This window comes from Clostridioides sp. ZZV14-6153, assembly GCF_020657855.1.
Lineage (GTDB): Bacteria > Bacillota > Clostridia > Peptostreptococcales > Peptostreptococcaceae > Clostridioides.
On record NZ_JAGWCZ010000004.1, the window covers coordinates 43,045 to 64,885 of the forward strand.

The 21,841-nt window shown below is 26.1% G+C and carries 19 protein-coding genes; 4 read left to right on the forward strand and 15 right to left on the reverse strand.

Translation table 11 applies throughout. The features are described from left to right. Positions 1-139: 139 nt before the first annotated feature. From KGF46_RS07015 to KGF46_RS07035, 5 genes are all read right to left on the reverse strand, one after another. Entirely contained in the window at positions 140-634 is a 495-nt protein-coding gene (locus tag KGF46_RS07015) for a gamma carbonic anhydrase family protein (RefSeq protein ID WP_227824277.1), read from the reverse strand. A 28-nt stretch (positions 635-662) separates the two neighbouring features. Continuing rightward, complete coding sequence (scfB, locus tag KGF46_RS07020; protein WP_227840120.1) at positions 663-2,042, reverse strand: thioether cross-link-forming SCIFF peptide maturase; 1,380 nt, start codon at positions 2,040-2,042, stop codon at positions 663-665. 357 nt (positions 2,043-2,399) lie between these two features. After that, positions 2,400-2,546 carry a cyclic lactone autoinducer peptide gene (locus tag KGF46_RS07025; RefSeq protein WP_227434483.1) on the reverse strand — a complete coding sequence of 49 codons (147 nt, stop codon included), beginning with the start codon at positions 2,544-2,546 and terminating at the stop codon, positions 2,400-2,402. Between the two features lie 3 nt (positions 2,547-2,549). Then, the gene (locus tag KGF46_RS07030; RefSeq protein ID WP_227827523.1) at positions 2,550-3,158 is read right to left on the reverse strand and encodes an accessory gene regulator ArgB-like protein; all 609 of its coding nucleotides are present in this window, start codon (positions 3,156-3,158) and stop codon (positions 2,550-2,552) included. Between the two features lie 305 nt (positions 3,159-3,463). Next, positions 3,464-4,894 carry a DUF4116 domain-containing protein gene (locus KGF46_RS07035; protein ID WP_227842598.1) on the reverse strand — a complete coding sequence of 477 codons (1,431 nt, stop codon included), beginning with the start codon at positions 4,892-4,894 and terminating at the stop codon, positions 3,464-3,466. Between the two features lie 343 nt (positions 4,895-5,237). Here KGF46_RS07035 and KGF46_RS07040 point away from each other — a divergent pair, with 343 nt between their 5' ends. Then, positions 5,238-5,903, forward strand: coding sequence for a hypothetical protein (locus tag KGF46_RS07040; RefSeq protein WP_227840118.1), 666 nt, complete (start codon positions 5,238-5,240; stop codon positions 5,901-5,903). 442 nt (positions 5,904-6,345) lie between these two features. Here KGF46_RS07040 and KGF46_RS07045 read toward each other — a convergent pair whose 3' ends face one another. From KGF46_RS07045 to KGF46_RS07085, 9 genes are all read right to left on the reverse strand, one after another. Beyond that, positions 6,346-7,623 carry a DUF4830 domain-containing protein gene (locus KGF46_RS07045; RefSeq protein WP_227854616.1) on the reverse strand — a complete coding sequence of 426 codons (1,278 nt, stop codon included), beginning with the start codon at positions 7,621-7,623 and terminating at the stop codon, positions 6,346-6,348. 311 nt (positions 7,624-7,934) lie between these two features. Beyond that, a complete protein-coding gene (gene ptsP / locus KGF46_RS07050; RefSeq protein ID WP_227842596.1) occupies positions 7,935-9,647 on the reverse strand; it encodes a phosphoenolpyruvate--protein phosphotransferase in 1,713 nt (570 codons plus the stop codon). Between the two features lie 261 nt (positions 9,648-9,908). Beyond that, complete coding sequence (locus tag KGF46_RS07055; protein WP_227827528.1) at positions 9,909-10,169, reverse strand: HPr family phosphocarrier protein; 261 nt, start codon at positions 10,167-10,169, stop codon at positions 9,909-9,911. Positions 10,170-10,360: 191 nt separating this feature from the next. Beyond that, entirely contained in the window at positions 10,361-11,572 is a 1,212-nt protein-coding gene (locus KGF46_RS07060) for a patatin-like phospholipase family protein (protein WP_227827529.1), read from the reverse strand. Positions 11,573-11,802: 230 nt separating this feature from the next. Then, the gene (locus KGF46_RS07065) at positions 11,803-13,536 is read right to left on the reverse strand and encodes an Eco57I restriction-modification methylase domain-containing protein (protein WP_227827530.1); all 1,734 of its coding nucleotides are present in this window, start codon (positions 13,534-13,536) and stop codon (positions 11,803-11,805) included. 39 nt (positions 13,537-13,575) lie between these two features. Continuing rightward, positions 13,576-13,974, reverse strand: a complete 399-nt coding sequence (locus KGF46_RS07070) for an RrF2 family transcriptional regulator (protein WP_227434474.1) — start codon at positions 13,972-13,974, stop codon at positions 13,576-13,578. Beyond that, positions 13,974-15,524, reverse strand: coding sequence for a putative bifunctional diguanylate cyclase/phosphodiesterase (locus KGF46_RS07075; RefSeq protein ID WP_227861887.1), 1,551 nt, complete (start codon positions 15,522-15,524; stop codon positions 13,974-13,976). Before KGF46_RS07075 ends, KGF46_RS07070 begins: the two co-directional genes overlap by 1 nt. 324 nt (positions 15,525-15,848) lie before the next feature. Further along, positions 15,849-16,673: an N-acetylmuramoyl-L-alanine amidase gene (locus tag KGF46_RS07080; protein ID WP_227827533.1), complete on the reverse strand. Its 825-nt coding sequence runs from the start codon at positions 16,671-16,673 to the stop codon at positions 15,849-15,851. A gap of 123 nt (positions 16,674-16,796) precedes the next feature. Beyond that, the gene (locus KGF46_RS07085; RefSeq protein ID WP_227842595.1) at positions 16,797-17,441 is read right to left on the reverse strand and encodes an undecaprenyl diphosphate synthase family protein; all 645 of its coding nucleotides are present in this window, start codon (positions 17,439-17,441) and stop codon (positions 16,797-16,799) included. A 137-nt stretch (positions 17,442-17,578) separates the two neighbouring features. Between KGF46_RS07085 and KGF46_RS07090 the strand changes: the two genes are divergently transcribed. Beyond that, entirely contained in the window at positions 17,579-18,049 is a 471-nt protein-coding gene (locus KGF46_RS07090; protein WP_227827535.1) for a DUF4358 domain-containing protein, read from the forward strand. Positions 18,050-18,187: 138 nt separating this feature from the next. Here KGF46_RS07090 and KGF46_RS07095 read toward each other — a convergent pair whose 3' ends face one another. Continuing rightward, positions 18,188-18,976: an HAD family hydrolase gene (locus KGF46_RS07095; RefSeq protein ID WP_227856451.1), complete on the reverse strand. Its 789-nt coding sequence runs from the start codon at positions 18,974-18,976 to the stop codon at positions 18,188-18,190. A gap of 368 nt (positions 18,977-19,344) precedes the next feature. Between KGF46_RS07095 and KGF46_RS07100 the strand changes: the two genes are divergently transcribed. Together KGF46_RS07100 and KGF46_RS07105 are read left to right on the forward strand one after the other, a co-directional pair. Further along, a complete protein-coding gene (locus KGF46_RS07100) occupies positions 19,345-20,301 on the forward strand; it encodes an LCP family protein (protein WP_227827537.1) in 957 nt (318 codons plus the stop codon). Positions 20,302-20,635: 334 nt separating this feature from the next. Next, the gene (locus tag KGF46_RS07105; protein ID WP_227827538.1) at positions 20,636-21,601 is read left to right on the forward strand and encodes an LCP family protein; all 966 of its coding nucleotides are present in this window, start codon (positions 20,636-20,638) and stop codon (positions 21,599-21,601) included. The last annotated feature ends 240 nt before the right edge of the window (positions 21,602-21,841 follow it).

A 21,841-nucleotide genomic window follows, 5' to 3' on the forward strand; every position in this document is an offset into this window, starting at 1 on the left:
TAAATTTCTTTAACTCAGTTAATTTTTATTTTTGACATTTCATACCTATTCTAAACAACTGCTTTCTCAAAATTAAAATAAATTAGTGGTTGCCTCAAAACAAATTTAAGCATGTTTTGAAACAACCACTCTTTAATTATTATTTTTGATTCTGTGCTGCTTCTAAATACCATTGATATGACTCATCAATATATTTTTTATCTTCTTCAGTAAGTTCTCTAACTACTTTTCCAGGAGAACCCATTATTAAAACTCCTGGTGGAAACTTTTTATTAGATGTAATTAATGTACCTGCTCCTATTAAAGTGTATTCTCCTATTTCAGCATTATCTAGTATTATTGAACCCATTCCAATTAAAACATTATCACTAATCTTGCAACCATGAACTATTGACCTATGTCCTACTGTCACATTATTCCCAATTACAGTATTTTCATCTCCATGTACTATTGAACAATCTTGTATATTAGTATTTTCTCCAATAGTTATTGGCCCTTCATCTCCTCTAACTACTGCATTGTACCATACACTTGAATCTTTACCGATTTTAACATTTCCAATTATATCTGCTGATTTTGCTACAAAGACACTTTCATCAATTAAAGGTTTATCTTCTAAATAATCTCTAATCATATATAAACAACTCCTCTAAGATATAAATTTAATTATTTGCTCCTTCTAACATTAATTTTGCTTGTATCATAATAGAACATTCTGTACGCTTTCTTTGCATTTCACAGCCCAACTCATATGGTTTTGATATATCATTGTTGAAATTTATTGCATTGGCATGACATCCACCTGAACAATAGAACTTATTCCAACATTTTTTACACTCTTCCTTAGTATATACATGAGCTTCTCTAAATGTATTTTTTAACTTTTCTGGAAGTACAATTTCTTTATCCAATATATTTGCCATTTTAAATTCTTCATTTCCAACAAATTGATGACATGGGTATATGTCTCCACTTGGTGTTACAGAAAGATACTCATTTCCAGCACCACATCCAGTTATTCTCTTTATTACACATGGTCCTTGATTTAAATCTATCATAAAATGGAAAAATTTAAATCCATCTCCTTGTAATTGTCTATCTGCATACTCTACAGCAAATTTCTCATATTCATCAAATATCTTTGGTAAATCTTCCTCCCTAAGTGCATATGGATTACTTTCATCTCCAACAACTGGCTCTACAGATGTTAATTTAAATCCTAAATCTGCAAAATGCATAACATCTTTAGAAAAATCTAAGTTATCTCTTGTAAATGTACCTCTTATATAATAATACTTATCTTTTGCTCTTCCTTCTACAAGTTTTTTAAATCTTGGCAATGTAATATCATAACTACCTTTGTCATTTAAAGTTGGTCTCATATTATCATTGACTTCTTTTCTTCCATCTAAACTTAAAACTACATTATGCATATTTTCATTTATATAATCTATAATTTCATCATTTAACAGCACACCATTTGTAGTTATTGTAAATCTTATATTTTTATTATAATCCTTTTCAATACTTTTTCCATACTCAACTAATTGCTTTACAACTTCAAAGTTCATTAGAGGCTCTCCACCAAAGAAATCTATCTCTAAGTTTTTTCTACTTCCTGAATTGGCAATCAAATAATCTATTGCTGCTTTACCAACTTCAAAACTCATAAGTTCTTTTTCTCCACCGAAATCCCCTTGAGCAGCAAAACAATACTTACATTTCAAATTACAATCATGGGCTACATTTAAACATAGTGCTTTTACTACAGGCTCTCTATGTACAAAACTTGGATGATATTGATATGTATCTTCTGTATATAAAAGACCTTCTTTTTCTAAATTTAATATTTCTTCATATGCTTCATTTATTTTTTCTTCTTGATATTTAGATTTTAATATATCTAGCACTTCTTCTTTACTTTTGTCTTTATAAAAATCTAATAAATCGTATGCAACATCATCTAATACATGAACAGCTCCTCCATTCACATCTAAAACGATATTATATCCATTCATAGAAAATTTATGTATTATACTCATAACCTACCTCCTAAACTACTATCTATACTAAAGTTTTTTACTGTTTTAATTAAACTTTACCCTTCATTATATCATACAGTTTGCTTAAAATACATACAATACAAAAATGACTTACTACTAGTAAGTCATTTCAATGGATACACTATATCCCCCTAAATTAGCACACTTATACATTACAAAATAAAGTATATTATGTGCTCATAAAATAAAATATTTGTTCATAATTGCTTGTTTTATATTTATTAAAGTATAACAATTTCTTTTTTATAATAATTATATGTAAGTAATTTACTTGTTTTATATTTATTAAAGCATAATATTTTTTTATAATGATTTCATATGAATAATTGCTTGTTTTTAATTTATCTTTTTTAAATTCTTAATTTCTTTTGGTACCTTAGGTTGATGTATAATCCATGGACAAGTGCTATTTGCTGACAAAATTGCAGTACTCAGTGCTAATGAACTAGCACACTTCATAATTTTCACAATAAACTTTTTCATAATTTAATTCTCCCTCATACACATTTTACTTATACTTTTTTTAGATTTTAATTTACCTAATACTAGCATTATACAAATCCAAAACATTGCAAAAGCACTATATATAAAGTAATCCATAAACACATTTAATGAAAAACTTGAAACTGTCATTAACAAGACTACTGTAGATATAGATATAGCAATTTTTTTATAAGTTAACTTTTCTACCTCACTTATAGGATTACTTTTATGCTCTACTGGACACATAATACAAATTCCAATCCAACTAATACTAGCAATAATCATAATAATATTTTTAAATAAATCTACATTTAGATTTTCTATAATAAATATTGTAGATAAAATTATAAAAACAAAGGTTAATAGACATCTAAAATAGTTATTTGCATGATACCCTCCAGAAAATTGTCTTATTGGACAGTAACATATTAAAAAAAATAATATATATGTAAATTTCCCAAATAAAAAACCTAAGAGTAGTATGGTCGTTATATTAACTATAAAAGCAATTAATATTTCAAATCCATAAGAATACACCCTAGATTCATTGCTATCTATCATATTTTTATAAATTAAAACAGATGTCATTTTATCAGCATATCTCTTAAACATTATTACCTCCAGAAAAAAATTTTACATATATAGAATAGCGTCTTTTTTGAGAAAATTCAATATATTTTTCAAAACTAGTTATTGAAATTGTAAAACTGGTCAAAAAAAGACCTATATAATCATTTTGTTATTTTTTATATAATAAAAAAGTTATAATAAAAGAGTTTTATTAAGCTTTATATGCATAAAAGCACATAACTTATAGCGTATAAGTTGTGTGCTTTTATTTTTATTATAAATCTTTAATTTTATATTTATTTTTATGATATATCTTAGCTTTGCTTTTACTTTCATAATATATATGTTTAACTTTGTTTTTGCTTTACATATTGGAGTGCTTTTCTATTCTGTTTTACTGCCTCTAAACAAACTTTTTCTGTTTGATTTTCTACATATTCCAAAGCTCTGTAATTCTGTTTTACTGCTTCTAAGCATAGCTTTTCTGTTTGATTTTTAACATATTTCAGCATTCTATAGTCTTGTCTTACTGCTCTTAAACAAACATCCTCTGTTTGTTCTTTTACATATTTAAGTGCCTCAAAACTTTGATTTACTGCTTCCAAGCAAACTTTTTCTGTTTGCTCTTTTACATATTGTATAGCACTGTAATTTTCTTTTACTGCCTCTATACACATTAATTCTGTTTGCTCTTCTATATATTTAAGAATATTTCCATTTTGCTTTACTGCCTCTACACATATTTTTTCTGTTAGTACCTTTATATAGCTCAATATCTCTTTTATTTCAAAGTCTTTAAATGAGCCCCTTATAGCTTCTATACATATTTCTTCGGTCTGTTTCTTTACATATTGTAATACTTTTCCATTCTGTCTTACTGCCTCTAAGCAAATGTCCTCTGTCTGCTCTTTTACATATTGTAGTGATCTTCCATCATTTCTTACTGCCTCTAAACAGATTTCTTCTGTCTGCTTATTTACATATTGAAGAGCCATATAACTTCGTCTTACTGCTTCTATACATATTTTTTCTGTCTGTTCATTTACATAATACAAGGCAAAATCATTTTGCTTTACTGCTTCTATACATATTTCTTCTGTCTGTTCTTCTACACAAGGCAATGCACTATAGTTTTCCTTTACTGCTTCTAAACATATACTATCATTTTGTTCCTTAACATAAGCTAAAGACTTTCCATCTTTTTTTACTGCTTCTAAGCATATTGTTGGAGTTTGCTCTTTTATATCCTTTAATATTTCTGCCACATCATTTTTTGATGCCCTTTCTATTAATTCTAAGCATACTTCTTCTGTCTGCTCTTCTACAAATCTAAAAACTTCCATAACATCATGAGTTGATGCACTTCTTATAGCCTCAATTAATATATTTTCTGTCTTGTCATTTATGTAATATAAGGCTCTGTAATTCTGTTTTACTGCTTCTATACATATAGCTTCGGTTTGATTTGTTATGTATTTGAGAGCTTTATAAGTCTGTTTTACTGCCTCCATACATACCCTATCAGTCTTATCTTTTACAAATTCTATTATTGTACCATCTTGCCTTACTGCTAGTAAACACATTTCTTCAGTTTGATTTTCTATGTCTTTTAATTCTCTATAGTCATATTTCACTCTGCTTAAGTCATTTAAATGCACATTATTATCTTCTTCTGAATTATCCTCATTAATTTCTATATCATCCTCAAATTCTTCATCATCTAAATAGTCATCTTTTTCTGGCAAAAACATAGATTTAATTTTATTTTTTATATCCATAAAATTAACCTCCTTTAATACGATTTTATCATTAAAGTAAAGCATTTTTAAGTATTTATTTAATTAATTTTATATTAAGTTCTTTTAAAAGTCCATTCATTGTTGATAGATTCTATTTTATATTAATAATTTAATTATAAACATGCGGGGTAATAAAGTTAATAGTGGACATTTTCCATCCCATTAGTGTACACTATTTATATTTAATACTCATTTATAGTTATTTTTTTCAATTTTTTCATCATTTACTATATCATATTCATTTAATTTATGATATTATTTAAATATAATATAAGTTTTATAAAGTATATTAAATATATTATAAGATGGAGGTCGAGTAATTTTGAAAGGAAACATAGTACAATATAATTTTGCAGATATAGAGGAAGAAGTATATTCATTGGATTATGCTATAGCATGGAATACAGACGAGGAAAACGTAAACATTATACCATTTACAAATAAATTCTGTAAAGAATCTATAGAATCTTTTTGTTTAGGTAAAATTGACAACTTTGTTGAAATATTAAATGAAGGCTTTGTTGAAAATCATCATTATGTACATTTAGATAAGATGGTAAGTGTTCCTAAGAAAAAAGTTAATTTAGTATATCAACAAGACACATATGGTTCTCTTTTAAGAGATAGCAATAGTAATCTTATTCCTGTAAAAATAACTTCAGAACAATCTAAGTCTATATCAAATAAGGTTGATTTATTTTGTGCTGGTGAAGAAAAATGTTTAATTAATATATTACTAAAGGCTGACCCATCATATGTTTTGGATGTAGATAGCATAAAAGATAAGGACATCTTAAATTTAGGTTATAAATCTATTGATAGATACAAAGAATACAACTTTGATGATGATAAGATTTTAATATTTTTTATCAATAAAAAGCGTTATTCTGTAATTATGAAAAAAACAAATAATTCTAGTGGAGATTTAGCTACTAGAAACAATCTTATTAAGGAGTTATTTGCTAATAAAGCAGGAAATATCAACTAATCTTAGAATTTTAATGTGCTACTTTTTAATTAAATAATAATATACAAAGTGGGAGTAGAAAAATCTACTCCCACTTATTTATAATAAACAAATAAATCCATAAATCTATTGAGTGATTATAATTTTTAGATTGTACTAACTTACATTTTTAAATTTACATTTTAAAATTTAAGGTGCACTTTCTATTCTAAACTTTAATCTCTACATCAATATCATCAACTGTAACAACTTACAATTAAATCTTTAATAATCAAACCTTAGACCATATATATTAAAACTCAAATTAAATTTAGGATTTATTTGGATATCACATTAAAATTATACATTCATATTCAATATCTTAAGTTCTTAATTTATTTTACCCTTAATTCTATTATTAAATACTTTTAATTATTTTTCAATACAATATCAAATTTTAACATTAATAATTTTAAGTTTAAATTTATTTCGTAAATCCAGATACTTTCCACACTCCACCATCATTTATAACATCAATATTAATGTCAGAAAAACCTAATTTTCCACCAGCCTTTTCTACCCCATCATTAGCAAATATTACATTATAACTTTTTTTATCTTTTTCTTCTTCTTCTCCTAAATCCATTTTTTCTATATATACAATTGTATCGCTATTAATATAATCTGGTAAATTCATTTCAAATCTAGTATCATTAAAAAGTTTACGATTATCCAAATTAATAAATAAAGTACTTATCTGACTTTCTACATCCATAGTTGCTAACAACTCATTTGTATTATTTTCTTCCATAGCCTTAAGATGCATTCTTATTAAATCTTCATTACTCATTTTTGATATATCCTTATATAGAGAATTAGTTTTATCTATACAGTTATCAACTATCCACACATTTAAATCTTCTTTTTTTACTTCTTTAAAAGTATGTCTTTTTAAACTAATAGCCTTTCCTTCATGTCTGCCTGAATCAATGTATGCTCCTACAATCCTTCCATCATGTCTTATTACAATTCCTCTAGCATCTAATAAAGGTTCAAATGAGTCTGGTAATGGTTCAATTAAGCTATATATCTCAGCAGTAATGTCATTTGAATTTAAATTAGAAAAATCTAATCCTATATCTTTAGACAGTTCCATATTATAAGCCCAATATATTTTCTCTGTTGTATTTTCTGATGAATATTTAAAATTGTTGGGAAGTGTTTTTCTTTGAGACGATATAAGAAAACTTGGTGTCCAACTATACTTTTTAAAAAGTTCATTCACATCATTAGGAACTTTTGTATTTTGAGGTTTAAATTCATCAAGAGAGTTTATTAACCTGAAAAAATCATATGGTAAGTTAAATTTCTCATTATTGTATTTAATCTCTCCAAAATTATGTAGATTATCATATGAGTAGTTTATAATTTTTTGCTCATTATTGCTATTATAAAAACTTATCTTTTGATTCTTTACAGCTACCCCACTCATATCTCTATCCTCAAAATCAGTTACCTTACTCATAAAACTTAATATCTCATTTATTAATTTTTCATCTGTAACTACAATTGGTTCATAGTTTTTTTCAGCCTCTCTATTAAACTTATGATAAATTTCTATTCTCTTTGTATCTTTCAAATCTGAATATATTTTGTTGTACTGCTTATTATCTATTAAGCTACGTTCTGTACTTAAAAATAATATTACAAAAGCTAAGACAGGTAAAATTATGATAAATAGTTTTGTTTTTGTAATTTTCAAATTGTATACCTCCATTAAATATATACTCTTTAAACCATTCACCCTTAATATATATTACCATATTTCAAGAGTACATCCACATAACATTAATACATATTCAGGTGCAATTACCTAAAAAATAAGTCTACAAAAAACACAAACTATAATTAAGGTATTATAAATTTTAATTTATAATAATAAAAAAGCCATAGCGTATAAAATAAACTATGGCTTTTCTTTACTTATTGAGTTATTCATATTATTTATAACATATCTACATGGATATTTTATATAATATAAGTTTGTAAATTACATATTATATATTTTATAAATTACATGTTAAAAGTTGTTTCAATATATCTTTTTATTTCTTCAGCAGTACCCATATTAAGTACTTCATCAGCTAATTTTTTCATATCGGCTTCTTTAACTGAAGTTATTAATTTTCTAGCAGGAAGTATTGATATTGGAGACATAGAAAACTCGTCTAATCCCATACCTAAAAGTATTGGTATCATTTTTTGGTCTCCAGCAGATTCTCCACACATACCTGCCCACTTACCTTCTTTATGTGCATTATCTATAACTGTCTTTATAAGTCTTAAAACAGCTGGATTAAATTGATTGTAAAGATAGCTTATCTTTTGGTTCATTCTATCAACTGCACAAGTATATTGGATTAAATCATTAGTTCCTATTGAGAAGAAATCTACATGTTTAGCAAGTACATCAGATATTACAGCAGCAGATGGTACTTCTATCATCATACCGATTTCTACATCTTTAGCATAAGCTATACCTTCAGAATCAAGTTCTGCTAACACTTCTTTTACAACTTCTTTAGCTTGTAATAATTCTTCTAAAGATGAAATCATAGGGAACATTATTCTCAATCTTCCATGAACACTTGCTCTATATAACGCTCTTAATTGAGTCTTAAATATATCTGTTCTATCTAAACAAAGTCTTATTGCTCTGTAACCTAAAAATGGATTCATTTCAGGTTCCATAGTCAAGTAACTTAACTCTTTATCTCCACCTATATCTAATGTTCTTATAACTATAGGTTTACCTTCCATTCCTTCTAATACAGCTTTGTAAGCTTCATATTGTATTTCCTCAGTTGGGAAAGAATCTCTATCCATATATAAAAATTCTGTTCTATAAAGACCAACACCTTCAGCATCATTCTTTATTAGACCTTCTATATCATTAGGAGTTCCTATGTTACCAGCTAATTCCACATGCTTCCCATCAAGAGTTACTGATTGCTTTCCTTTTAATAATTGTAATGCTTTTCTTTCTTCTTCATATTTAGCTTTTAACTCAGTATATTTGTTTATAGTATCTTCATCTGGATTAACGATTACTTCACCAGTATCTCCATTGAAAACTACAAAATCTCCATCTTTAACGTTTGAAGTTATATCACTTAGTCCAACGATTGCAGCGATTTCTAAAGTTCTAGACATTATAGCTGTATGAGAAGTTCTTCCACCTATATCAGTTAAAAATCCTAAAACCATTTTTTTGTTCATAGTTGCTGTATCTGATGGAGTTAAATCATGTGCTATTAATACTACTTCTTCACTTAAAGCAGATAAATCAACAACTTTGATTCCTAATATATGTCTAAGTATTCTATTTGTAACGTCTTTTATGTCTGCTGCTCTTTCTTTCATGTATTCATTGTCCATAGACTCAAACATGCTAACAAACATTTCTTTTATTTCATTTAAAGCATATTCTGCATTTACATTTTCAGTTTTGATTTTATCAATTGCAGAACCAATTAATTCTGGGTCTTCTAAAACTAATAAATGTGCTTCAAATATTTCTGCTTCTTCTTCTCCTAATTCTTGAGAAGCCTTTTCCTTAACTTTTATTAATTCTTCTTTAGAAACTACAACTGCATTTTCTAATTTAGCAACTTCCGCTTCAACATTATCTATAGATTTTTTCTCAATTACTAATTCACTATGCTCTACTACTAACGCTTTCCCTAAAGCAATACCAGGAGAAGCTCCTATTCCTTTGTAAGCCATAACCCTACCTCCTAAAAATATCTTCTGTATTTTGATTACAAATTTATAATTAAAAATATCTTACTTATTTCATCATTTAAAATATTTGTATTTTCATACCCAATTAACAATAATCTTAATCTTCTGATTAAATAAACATGAAAGTAACAAAGAAACTAAATATTTACAAACTTTTGTCTGTATATTTTTAATGTTTCTCTGTTACTTTTACTCTAAGCAATGATTAGATTATAAATACCAAATTTTTAGAAACTATTATATCTACTCTCCAAATCCACTTTCAACTAATTCAACCATTGCTGCTAAAGCTACTGCTTCATCTTCTCCATTTACAACTAATTTTAATTCTTCTCCTTGAGCTAAACCTAAACTCATTATTCCCATGATTGATTTTGCATTTACAGTTTTGTCTTTTGCTACAACTTCTACTGTTGATTTAAACTCAGCAGCCTTCTTAACAAACATTCCTGCTGGTCTAGCATGTAATCCACTTGCATTTTTGATACTAACTACTTTTTCCATTTTTTAAATCCTCCTATAAACCTAACATTTTATATTTTTTAAAATTGTTTTCCTATTTTTTACTTTAATGGCACTTAGTGGTACTTTTTTGTCCTATGGTACTTTTTTGTTCCCACTAGTGCTACAAAAATATTATACTACTAATATACACTTTTTTCGAGTATAATTACAAATTTTTTTTTGTTTTTTATTTAACTTTGATTTTTTAAGTCTTTTATAATACAATTTGTCAATAATTTTGTGTTTTTGTTCTTTTTAATACTAATTTTAGGTCTAATTTCAAAATTTGATGCTAAATTCTTATTAGAATCAATATTTGTATTTACAACATCTATAACCTTGTTAAAATCATATAATTTTACCCTATTTATACTATTTTCTTCAAGTTTTTTCTCATATACACAGTAAAATAAATCTTTATATGAAAAATTTTTGGGTAAACCAAGTGTCTCACCAAGCTTTGGTATTACATTTTCCATAACAGTTCTAAGCGAAACATCTCTTTTTATATTCAATAAGTTACAAATACATTGTATTGTTTCATTACTCATTCTTCTAAATCTATCAAAACAATACTCTTCATCGTACTTATATTCTACATCAAAGTAATATTTAATACCATCGCATCTTTCATAAGCTTTCATAGTATCTAAATATCCTAATCGAATATTTTTTTCTACATTATCTCTATCTTTATTAAGAGAGCCACCTAAATATTCTGATGGTATTATGGTTTTTATATTTATATTCTGATGTTTGTTTAGGTTCATTTTTCCAAGAAAATCATCAATTAACCTAATTACAACAACATCTTCATATCCTTTATCTTCTAAAAGCCCTATTGGCATATTATCACAAAACATTCCATCCAAATACAATTTATCATCCATTACATTTGTTTGGAAAATAGGCAAACTAGAACTAGCAATTAAGTAGTCAACCAATCTCCCTTGTGGCATATCTTCTATATACAATGGATGAGGATTAATTTTTTTATCCCACCAAACCGTAACAAGTCCAAAGTCTTTTTTTGATTTTCTTATTATATCTTCATTTAATGTAGTTTCCATTAAGTGTCTTAATGGGCTTATATCTATACCTTCATTTTTTCTGGCTTTATTTATAAGTTCAAAAACTGCATTGATATTTTTCGTAGTGAAATCTACATTTTTAAATCTCTCATAGCTTTCTTTGTCAATATTCATAAAATGAGTATAATCATAGTTTAGCCAGATATCTTCCATTACCTCAATATCATTTTGAATTATATATGCTCCATTTAAAGCCCCAATTGATGTTCCTGTTACTCCTTGAAATTCTATACCAAGTTCTCTTAAAGCTTTATATGCGCCTATTTGATAAGCTCCTTTTGTTCCTCCACCTTCTAAAACTAATCCTTTCATATTATCACCTACTATTTAAAGCGTTCCTGATTTATATTCCTCAGCAAATATTAATTCAAAAAACTACTTTTAGTTATTGGAGAAAAATAAAATTGCACAAATTTATTTTTATTTTATCAAAAAAATATTCAAAAGTATATATTTTTAATATTTTTTATATGGTTAACTTTTTCTTTATAAATTTAGATAAATTATTAACATTCAACGTATTTTTTCATAGCCATATTTATTTATATACCCAAAGAATCTATTACTAATTTATCTATTTTTATCTGCAATTTTTCTACTTTTTCTTTATCTATTTTTTCATTTAATAAAATTGATATTATTTGTTTTGATAAATCCTCTATTTCTTCATAATTATTATCTCTAAAAATTCTTATCTTCATAACCTTATTAGGATAATAATCATATATATTTTTACTCATTTTTTTGGCTGTTATTTTAAAGTATTTATCATATACACTAGAATTTAAAATTCCAACTAAATATTCATATGAAAATTTATCTAAATACTCATCTTTTATGAAAAAAGAATATACATCTGCACTTGAAAAATTATTATCATAATCTATAGCAAATCTATTTTCTTTGGATTTATATGGATACATTATCTTTTTTCTTTCGAAAAAAAGCTTTTCTCTACCCCATTGAAGTTCATACCACTTTCTTATTCCACTTTTACATTCTCTTCTATTTTCTAATTTTGTCTTATATACTCCTATAATTTCATCAAGTATTTTCTTGTTTTTAACCTCATCATCTATATCATTTGAGTATATTAGCTTATATTCACTCTTCTCTACTACATACTTGTTTATATTTTTGCTTTTTATCCAATCTTTTAAAAGCTTCTCATCTACAAAATCTAATTTTGAATCCCCTTCACTTAAAATAAATGCTTTATCACATCCTGTAATTATACCTTGAAAGCTTACAGCTATATCTTCTAGGCTATATTTACCTTTTTCTTGTATTTTATTATAAAAAGATTCATTATCCTTATTTACAATTATCCATTCATCAGAAAGCAAGTTTTGATTTATATTAAAATATTCAAATTTACTACTGTTTAAAAGTTCTTCTAGTGTTTTAAATTTATTTATAGATACATCTTCATTCTTTATTCTAAATATATCTATAGGTGTATCATTCAATTTTTTTTTATTAAAAGTAAGAATGCAACTAGAAACACCTATGTTTTTAAATATATTTGCACCCAAAAAATCTACTATTTCTTTAATATTAACATTTGACTTAATATAATCTCTCAAATCTTTTCCCGATAAACTTTCTAAGAAATACCTTGGAGTTATAACACTTCCTGTTCCTCCACATTTTAAGATATCTATAATCTTTTTATAAAAACAAAAATATAAGTCAGCTTTATCTTTATAAACCTCACTGTATTTTTCTAAAAGAAATTTTTTATATTTTTTTTCAAGTTTTTTATGTCCAATATACGGAGGATTACCGACTATGTAATCAAACTTATATCGCCAGTTTTTCTTTAGACTATCACAACAAAATAGGTTGATTTTAATATCGTCATATTTTAAATCAGTTCTTGTCTTTTTGTTTTTTAAGCTATCTTTTAGTATATTTATAGCATTTTCATCAATATCAGCACCATATATACAATGGTTTAATATATGATTGTGTATATTATCAATCTTCCAATAATTTTCATCGTATTTATTTTTTAATTCATAAATATTTTTTTCAAATAAGTCATATAAAATATCATATACTTCTAAAAGAAAGTTTCCACATCCACAAGATATGTCAAGAATTCTCGGATATGGATTTTTAATTATATCGTGATTTCTCAAGGTTTTTTTAACAATATAATCGACAATGATTTTAGGTGTATAGTATATTCCACCTGCTTTTTTAGTATCTACATCTAAACTATTCTCATACTCTTTAGATAATAGAAAGTTATCTTGAGATATATCATCCATAACTGAAAACCTCCAACTATTAGCTAAGCTAAAAATTTATTATTCTAATATCTGTCTTATAGATTTTCTTGATAAAAGTTTATAGATTTCTTTTTCTATCTCTAGTAATTCCTGATTTACCTTGCAACCTTTTAAACAATTACTACAATTAGATACATATCTAGTACATTTATTTATATATATTTTCCCATCTATTATTTCTACAATCGTTCTCAAACTTATTGTATCCAATGATACATTTAACATGTATTTCTTTCCATCTTCTTTATTAAAAGTAAGTAAGTTATTTGCACAAAGTTTTCTAAGTAGTTTATATAATGTTAATATTGGTATATCTTCATTTTTTAATATTGTTTTGACATCTATTGGATTGTTTTCTCCATTATTAAATATAGCTCTTACAATTCTTATTGCATAATCTACGTCTTCTGAAATCATTATTCCACCTCCTCAACTGCCATATATTCTTTCAAAAGACTCTCTTCTAAACTTATATTACTTTTTCCAGTAAGAAGTTCCTTGTAACTACATTCATCTATTGGTTTAGAAAATACATAACCTTGTATAAAATTACATCCCATACCATTTAAAACTTTAACTTGTTCCATATCCTCTACACCTTCACATATAACAGTTAAATTTAAATCATGCGAAAGATTAACAATGGCTTTTATCATAACCTTTGTTTTTGAGTTAGTCACTATATCTAATATAAGTGACCTATCAATTTTTATAACATCTACTGGTATCCCCTTAAGATTGACAAAATTTGAGTTACCTATACCAAAGTCATCCAATGATATATTCATACCTAGAGATTTAATTTCATAAAGTCTCTCACTAATAAACTTTACATCATTTAAAGCTGTTGTTTCTGTTATTTCTATTTCTACAAGTTTTCTAGGAACATTATATGTATCAAACATTGACTTAAAAAAATCTACTAAATCATTCTTATAAAGTTCTACTCTAGATAAATTTATTGAAACTGGTAAAACATTTATCCCTTCTGAAATCCACTTATCAATAGTAATAAAAACTTCCTCAATCACCCATCTACCAATATTATTTATCAAACCACTTTTCTCAGCTATAGGTATAAAATTATTTGGAGCAACTATACCTAAAGTTGGATGAATCCATCTTATTAATGCTTCTGAACCTATAATTTTATTTGTTCTTGAATCAAATTTAGGCTGGTAGTGAATTATGAACTCTTTGTTTTTAATAGCTAAAAATAAATCTTGTTCTATTTTCATAAGTGATTTTATTTCTTTTTCCATAGCATCATCAAATTCCACATATTCTATATGCTTTAATCCTTTTGATTTAATTCTTGCCATATCAGCATTGTCTATAGCTTTTTTTATGTCAATTTCATTACTATTAAATTTATAAATACCAATAGAAGCTTCAATATTTATATTCATTTTAAAACTATCTATCTGACTCAAGGTCACAATTTTATTTTTAATAAGGTTTACCAAATTATGAATCTTTTCATCTCTATCTTCAAGTTTTATTATTAATACAAAAACATCGCTTTTTAACTTTCCATAAATAGCTTCATTTCCAAAATAATTTTTTAAGTTGTTTGAGATATTGTCTAATACTTCATCCCCTAGCTTATAACCATATATATCATTTATAAGTTTAAGTCTACATAAATCAAAGCATGCTAACACACAATTTTCTCTCTTATTAGCAAATATATAGCTTTGAATATGTTCTAAAAAATTATCATTCTTAGTAATGTTTATAAGTTTATCTGAATTACTTGTGACATCTAAATTAATTTCATCTTCATATGTCTTAACCTTAAGGTATGAAATAAACATACTTATGCTAAATAAGATTAATAAAATCAAAATTTGACTCTTAATGTCTATTCCAATATGCCTTGTAAGTAAAACTATTCCTAAAATCCCAATTATAATAAAAACTATTTTATTTAACCAACAAATTTTCATTATATTTTTTTTATTCATATAAATTCCCCTATATTATTTTTTAAATTATTTTATGAGCAAACTTTTTCTATATTCTATATTAATTATAAGGCACAATTGATAGTAAATCAATCTAACTTAAAATCACATATAAATAACTCTATTTCTACGATTTTATTTCTCTATTTTTTGCAAATATCAACTAATTTTGACAAAAAAACTATGAAATCAGACATATATAAAGTAGTCTGTAGTTTCATAGTTCTTAAATCTAAATAGTATTTTTAGTATGAAATCATACTTTTAATATAATTCACACCTTTGTATTTTTAATTTAATTTTTACATTCAGATAATAATTAAATTATTTATTTCCCTTAGAATCCAAATATGAAAGTATACCTTGAACAATTCCCTCTGTAAGTTGCTCTTGATATTTCTCATTTATTATTTTTTGCTCTTCTGAAGGCGTTGTTAAAAAACCACACTCTATTAATATAGCTGGCATATTTGATTCTCTAAGTACTTCAAAATTATTTTCAATTATTCCTCTATCCCTTACTTTAACATAAGATACTATTGTACTTTGAACTGTTTGTGCAAGTTCTTTTGAGCCATCTGTAGCTTTATTTCTATACCATGTTTCTATACCTGTTGCTGTATTTCCATTTTTTTCTGCATTTAAGTGTATAGAAACAAGTACATCCGCAGAGCTATTTTTTGCTAAGTTTACTCTATCCATCAATGATACATATGTATCATCAGTTCTAGATACAACTACTTGAATGTCTTTTTGCTTAGCTAATTTATTTGCTAATTTCTTTGAAATTTGTAAAGTGAGGTCTTTTTCATATCTGTTACTAGTTTTACTTTGAGTTCCTTTATCATTTCCTCCATGACCTGGATCTATAAATACAGTATATTTTTTGTTTTTATTTTCATTTTCATCACCAAGGTCAAATTGTTCTGAGTCAACTTTTTGTTGTTGATTTGTTTTATTATTTTTATCCATCCCTTTGACCAAAGCTACTACACCTTGAGTAGCCTTAAATGCAATAAATAAAAATAATACTGTAAAGCAAATCAGTAGTACTAACTTTTTTTTATTTATTTTTCTTTTTTTTCTGTTCAGATGGCTGGTATTTTTAGATTTGTTTCTTGAATTATTGTTATTATTGCTTTTTGACATTTCTTCACCCTTCTTGGTATAGATTTTTACATTTTTTCATATTATTAGTGTTATTTTACCACCAAGAAGTTTTTTTTTCAATAATTTAAAATACTCTACAATCTAAAAACTGAAATTTCTTAATTATCCGCCTAGAGTGACATCTTGTGTATCATACCAACTAAAGGCATCTTTTATATCATCACCTTTGAAATCTGGCCAATAATTATCTATAACATAAAAGTCTGCATAAATTGATTGCACAGGCAGGAAACCGCTTAATCTACGTCTTCCACCCCATCTAATTATCAAGTCCAGTCTTGACACATCAAATGACTGTATGTAATCCTGTATGTTATTCTTATTTACATTTTCTACTCCTGATATATTATTTAAATCCCAATACCATCCATAATTTACCAGTAAGTTTGCTCTTATCTGTCCGTCTTTAGCTTGAATTCGATTTGTATATGGTAATAATTCTTCTGGGAACATTGGAGATTTTGTGTTTCCAACAACTAGTAAGGCTGCACCTTCTTCTATTAGTATATTTGCTGCATCAATACATGCTTTTGTAAACGCTTTTGTCTGAACTGATGGACGTCTTGTATTATCAGTTGTAAACCCATAAAAAGTTACTTCTTCACAACCTAAATCTCTACATAATCTATAAGATTCTAGTCCAGGATCTATTCCACTTTCATATCCTCTATCCTTTGTCATTCCATTTTGACTTGCCCATCTTCTATTTCCATCTGGTATAATTCCTACATGTTTTGGTACTCTCATTTCTAATCACCTCTTAATAGGTATTATTATCAAAATATTACATTATTAATCAAAACTGTAACATTAAATACATTTATTTTTATATAATTATGTAGTAAACTAAATTAAGATAGAGTTAAAAAACTTGGAGGTTTCTCATGAAAAAAATTTTAATGTTGTTTTTTTCAATAATCTTATCCTTTGGAATGGTTAGTTGTTCTTCAAGTAGCGATTATAAAAACGTTTCTACATCAAAAATTGAAAAAGCATTAAAGTCTTCTGATTTACTTATAAAAGAATCAAAAATTTTTGATGCAAAAGAATTTAATTATTTTAATGATGTGGAAGAAGACATTACACAAGGTTTTGTAATCAATTCTTCTGAAAAATTATATCTAGAAGATATCATTGTCATAAAAACTGATGATGTAAATAAAATCTATAAAACTCTAGAAAATTATAAAAAAGACATGATTCAAGCACCTTTTGGAGAAGGACATGGAGAAAAAAGCAATTCTGAAATAGCAAACAATACTATCGTTGAAAAAGCAGGTAAATATGTTTATTTGATTTCTGCTGAAAATGCATCTCAAATAGAGGAAAAGATATTAAGTATTATAAAAAAATAGATATTAGTTATCTAATATCTACCAAATATCAATGTAATTTTCATTTTAATAATATTGTTTAATGAAAATTACATTGATATTTCTTTATTTCAATTCCTTTAAAATAATCTTTTTCATTTAGACCCCCATCATAGATGGCTATCCAATTTTTATGACTTCTTTTATCTTATCTACAACACCATTTTCAGTATTTCTTTTTGCTCTGAATCTAGCAATTTCTTTCAAATACTCATTGGCATTCTCCATGGCATAGCTATGATAAGCACTCTTCATCATTTCTACATCATTCAATTGGTCACCAAATACCATAGTTTCTTCATATTTTATATCTAACATTCTTTGTACTTTTTTTATGGCACTTCCTTTATTTGCACCTTTTGCAGTTAAATCAAGCCACTCTACCCCAGAAATACATACTTGAGCTCTATCAGAAAACTGGTCAAAGTAGATACTATTGTTATGTTCTGCACCTTTGAAATCAAATATAGCTATCTTTAATATATCACCTTCTACTTTAGTCAAGTCATCTACAACTTTAAACTTTGCATAGTAAGTACTAACTTCTTCTATAAACGCTTCATCTTTGCTCTCTATATAGGCGTATTGTTTACCACTCATTACAATTTTTTTCCCTTTTATACTTCTTGTTGTCTCTATGATTTCATTTACTAACTCTTTATCCAAAGGATTTGATAATATTTCTTTTCCTTTATATACTACTAATGTTCCATTTTCTGAGATAAACATCATATCATCTTTTATATCTTCAAATTTTTTTATAAGATTTTGATACTGCCTGCCACTTGCAGCAGAAAACATTATCCCCCTCTCTCTTAATTTTTTAAATACTTTATAAAACTCTGGATTTATTTCGCTCTTTTCATCTAACAAAGTTCCATCTAAGTCTGTTGCTATTAATTTTATCATACATTTCCTCCCCCAAATTATATAATTTATAATTATTTTTTATTAATTTTTATCAGTTTAATTTTTCAATTCCTATTATACACCAAAAATTCTAAATTACAATTTACACCTTTTGTAAGATAATATAACTACATTCAGGAAAATATTTTTTTCAATATATACATCAACTTATAAAAATTTAAATCTTTATGTAATTATATTCCAAGAAAATTAATAATAACTACACGCTTCCTTCTATAAAATATTATAAAAATAATTATATTATGACAATCTTATGCTAATTTATTGTGTTTTTTATTGCTTATGTAACAATTTTTTAATATAATTAACTATGTGTAATTAAAAAATTTAGAAAGTAGGGGATATTATTGTCAGGACTCAAAAAGTTCGTTATATTTCTAGCCCTTTTAGTCATAGCATTTCCTGTTAGTGTATACGGATATGTTTTTACTAAATTAAAAACTATCCAAGATGATAGTATAAATACAGAGGCTCTTAGCAGTAATGACTATAAAAATGAAGAAGATATTACAAATATATTATTATTAGGTACAGATGCAAGACCAGGTGAAGAAGTTTCTCGTTCTGATGCCATGATGATATTAACTATTGATAATAAAAATAAAAGTCTTAAATTAACTTCATTAAATAGAGATACGTATGTCAATATACCAGGACATGGAGAACAAAAATTAACACATGCTTATGTATATGGTCAAGCTAATTTATTAATAGAAACTATAGAAGAAAATTTCCAACTCGATATACAGAATTATGCTGTAGTTGACTTTTTTTCTTTTATGGATATAGTTGATGCTCTAGGAGGGGTTACTGTTACAGTTGATAAGAGTGAAATAAGAGAATTAAACAAATTTATACCTGAAACTTACAAATGGAATAAAAGCTCTGACAAAGGCTCTCTTGAGTATATAAGAAGTTCAGGCGAGCAAAAACTAAATGGATATCAAACACTTGCATTTTCTCGTATAAGAAAAAATGATAGTACAGATGAGAGAGATAGAAGACAAAGAAGTGTTATACAAAGTTTAATAAATGGTGTTAAGGATTTACCAGTTACCAAATATCCTAATCTAGTTAATACTATACTTCCATATGTTAAAACTAATATGAGTCCTAATGAAATAATTTCTCTAGGAACAAAACTTTTAAGTATTGGAAACTTAGACTTAAAATCAATGGAATTCCCTCTTTCTACTGAAAATGGTAGAAAAATTGGTAGTGCAGGCTATGTAATTCCTTTTGAAGAGTATGAATTAGATGCAATGCACGATTTCATATTTGAAGATATTATGGTTGAAGAGTAAAATATTTATTTAAAGTAATAAAAAATCATGTACAGAATTTGACAGTAAGTGCATACCTTTCAAGAAGCAAATTATTTTGTAATTGACAGGTGTGTACTTATTTTTATTGTAAAAAATATACAAACCCTATTTTTCTTTAAAATTTTAATTAATTTTTTACATGATATACTACACATACTTTTAATTATATATAAATTGACAAATTTTCTTATAAATTATATCATTGTCTTTTTTTTGTAACTGAAACAAGTATTGAATATATCTCAATACTTTAATATAATTAAGTGTATGCTATTAAAAAATATACAGGAAAAAGAAGAAAGAAGGGGTACTTTTGTCAAAATTAAAGAAATTTGTTATACTACTGGCTTTCTTGGTAGTAATATTCCCTATAAGCGTCTATGGATATTTTTATTATAAATTATCTACTATTCATGACTCGAGCATAAATAGTGATTTATTAAATAATAATGACCATAAAAATGAAAATGGAATAACTAACATACTACTTATGGGAACAGATGCTAGACCAGATGAAGATTCTTCAAGGTCAGATGCTATGATGATATTAACTATTGATAACAAACATAATGATATCAAACTTACATCATTGGCTCGTGATAGCTATGTAGACATCCCTGGTCATGGTAAACAAAAACTTACTCATGCCTATGCTTATGGACAAGCTGATTTGTTAATACAAACAATTGAAGAGAACTTTAATGTTGATATTCAAAATTATGCTTGTGTTAATTTCGAATCATTTATGTATATAATTGATGCTATTGGTGGCGTTGAAGTTACAATTGAAAAAGGAGAAATAAGTGAATTAAATAAATTTATTCCTGAAACTTATGGTTGGAATAAAAGTGATGATAAAGGTAGCATACAATATATTAGGAAATCTGGAGTACAAACTTTAAATGGATATCAAGCATTATCTTTTGCACGTATCAGACATAATGATACTGCCTTTGCAAGAGATGGAAGACAAAGAGAGATTATACAAGCTATAATCAAGAAAACAGAAACTTTACCTGTTACTAAATATCCAAGTTTATTAGATGCTGTTCTTCCATATGTTAAAACTAATATGAAGCCTAATGCAATACTTTCTCTAGGAGCTCAAGTTTTAAAAATGGGCGACTTAAATATTAAACAATTTGAATTCCCTATTGATGATGAAATTCATAGTACAGGTGGTATATATGGAAAAGCTGGTTGGGTTCTTAGATTTGACCCAGATACTTTAGATATATTACACGATTTTATATTTAATGATATAGAATTTAAACAATAATAACAATAAAAAACATTTAACGCAAATATTATTATAGAATATAAGATTAAATATATAAAAAGAACTATATTACATAATTATTTTCAAGTTATTATCCATGCTTGATTATAAAATGTATATAGTTCTTTTTTTACTTTCTACTTTAATTTAATACTTTTTAATTTAACATTTTCCAATTTGATACTTTTATTTTAATTTGCCTTTATAGCATTTATAATATAGTATCTTTATTAAATTCTT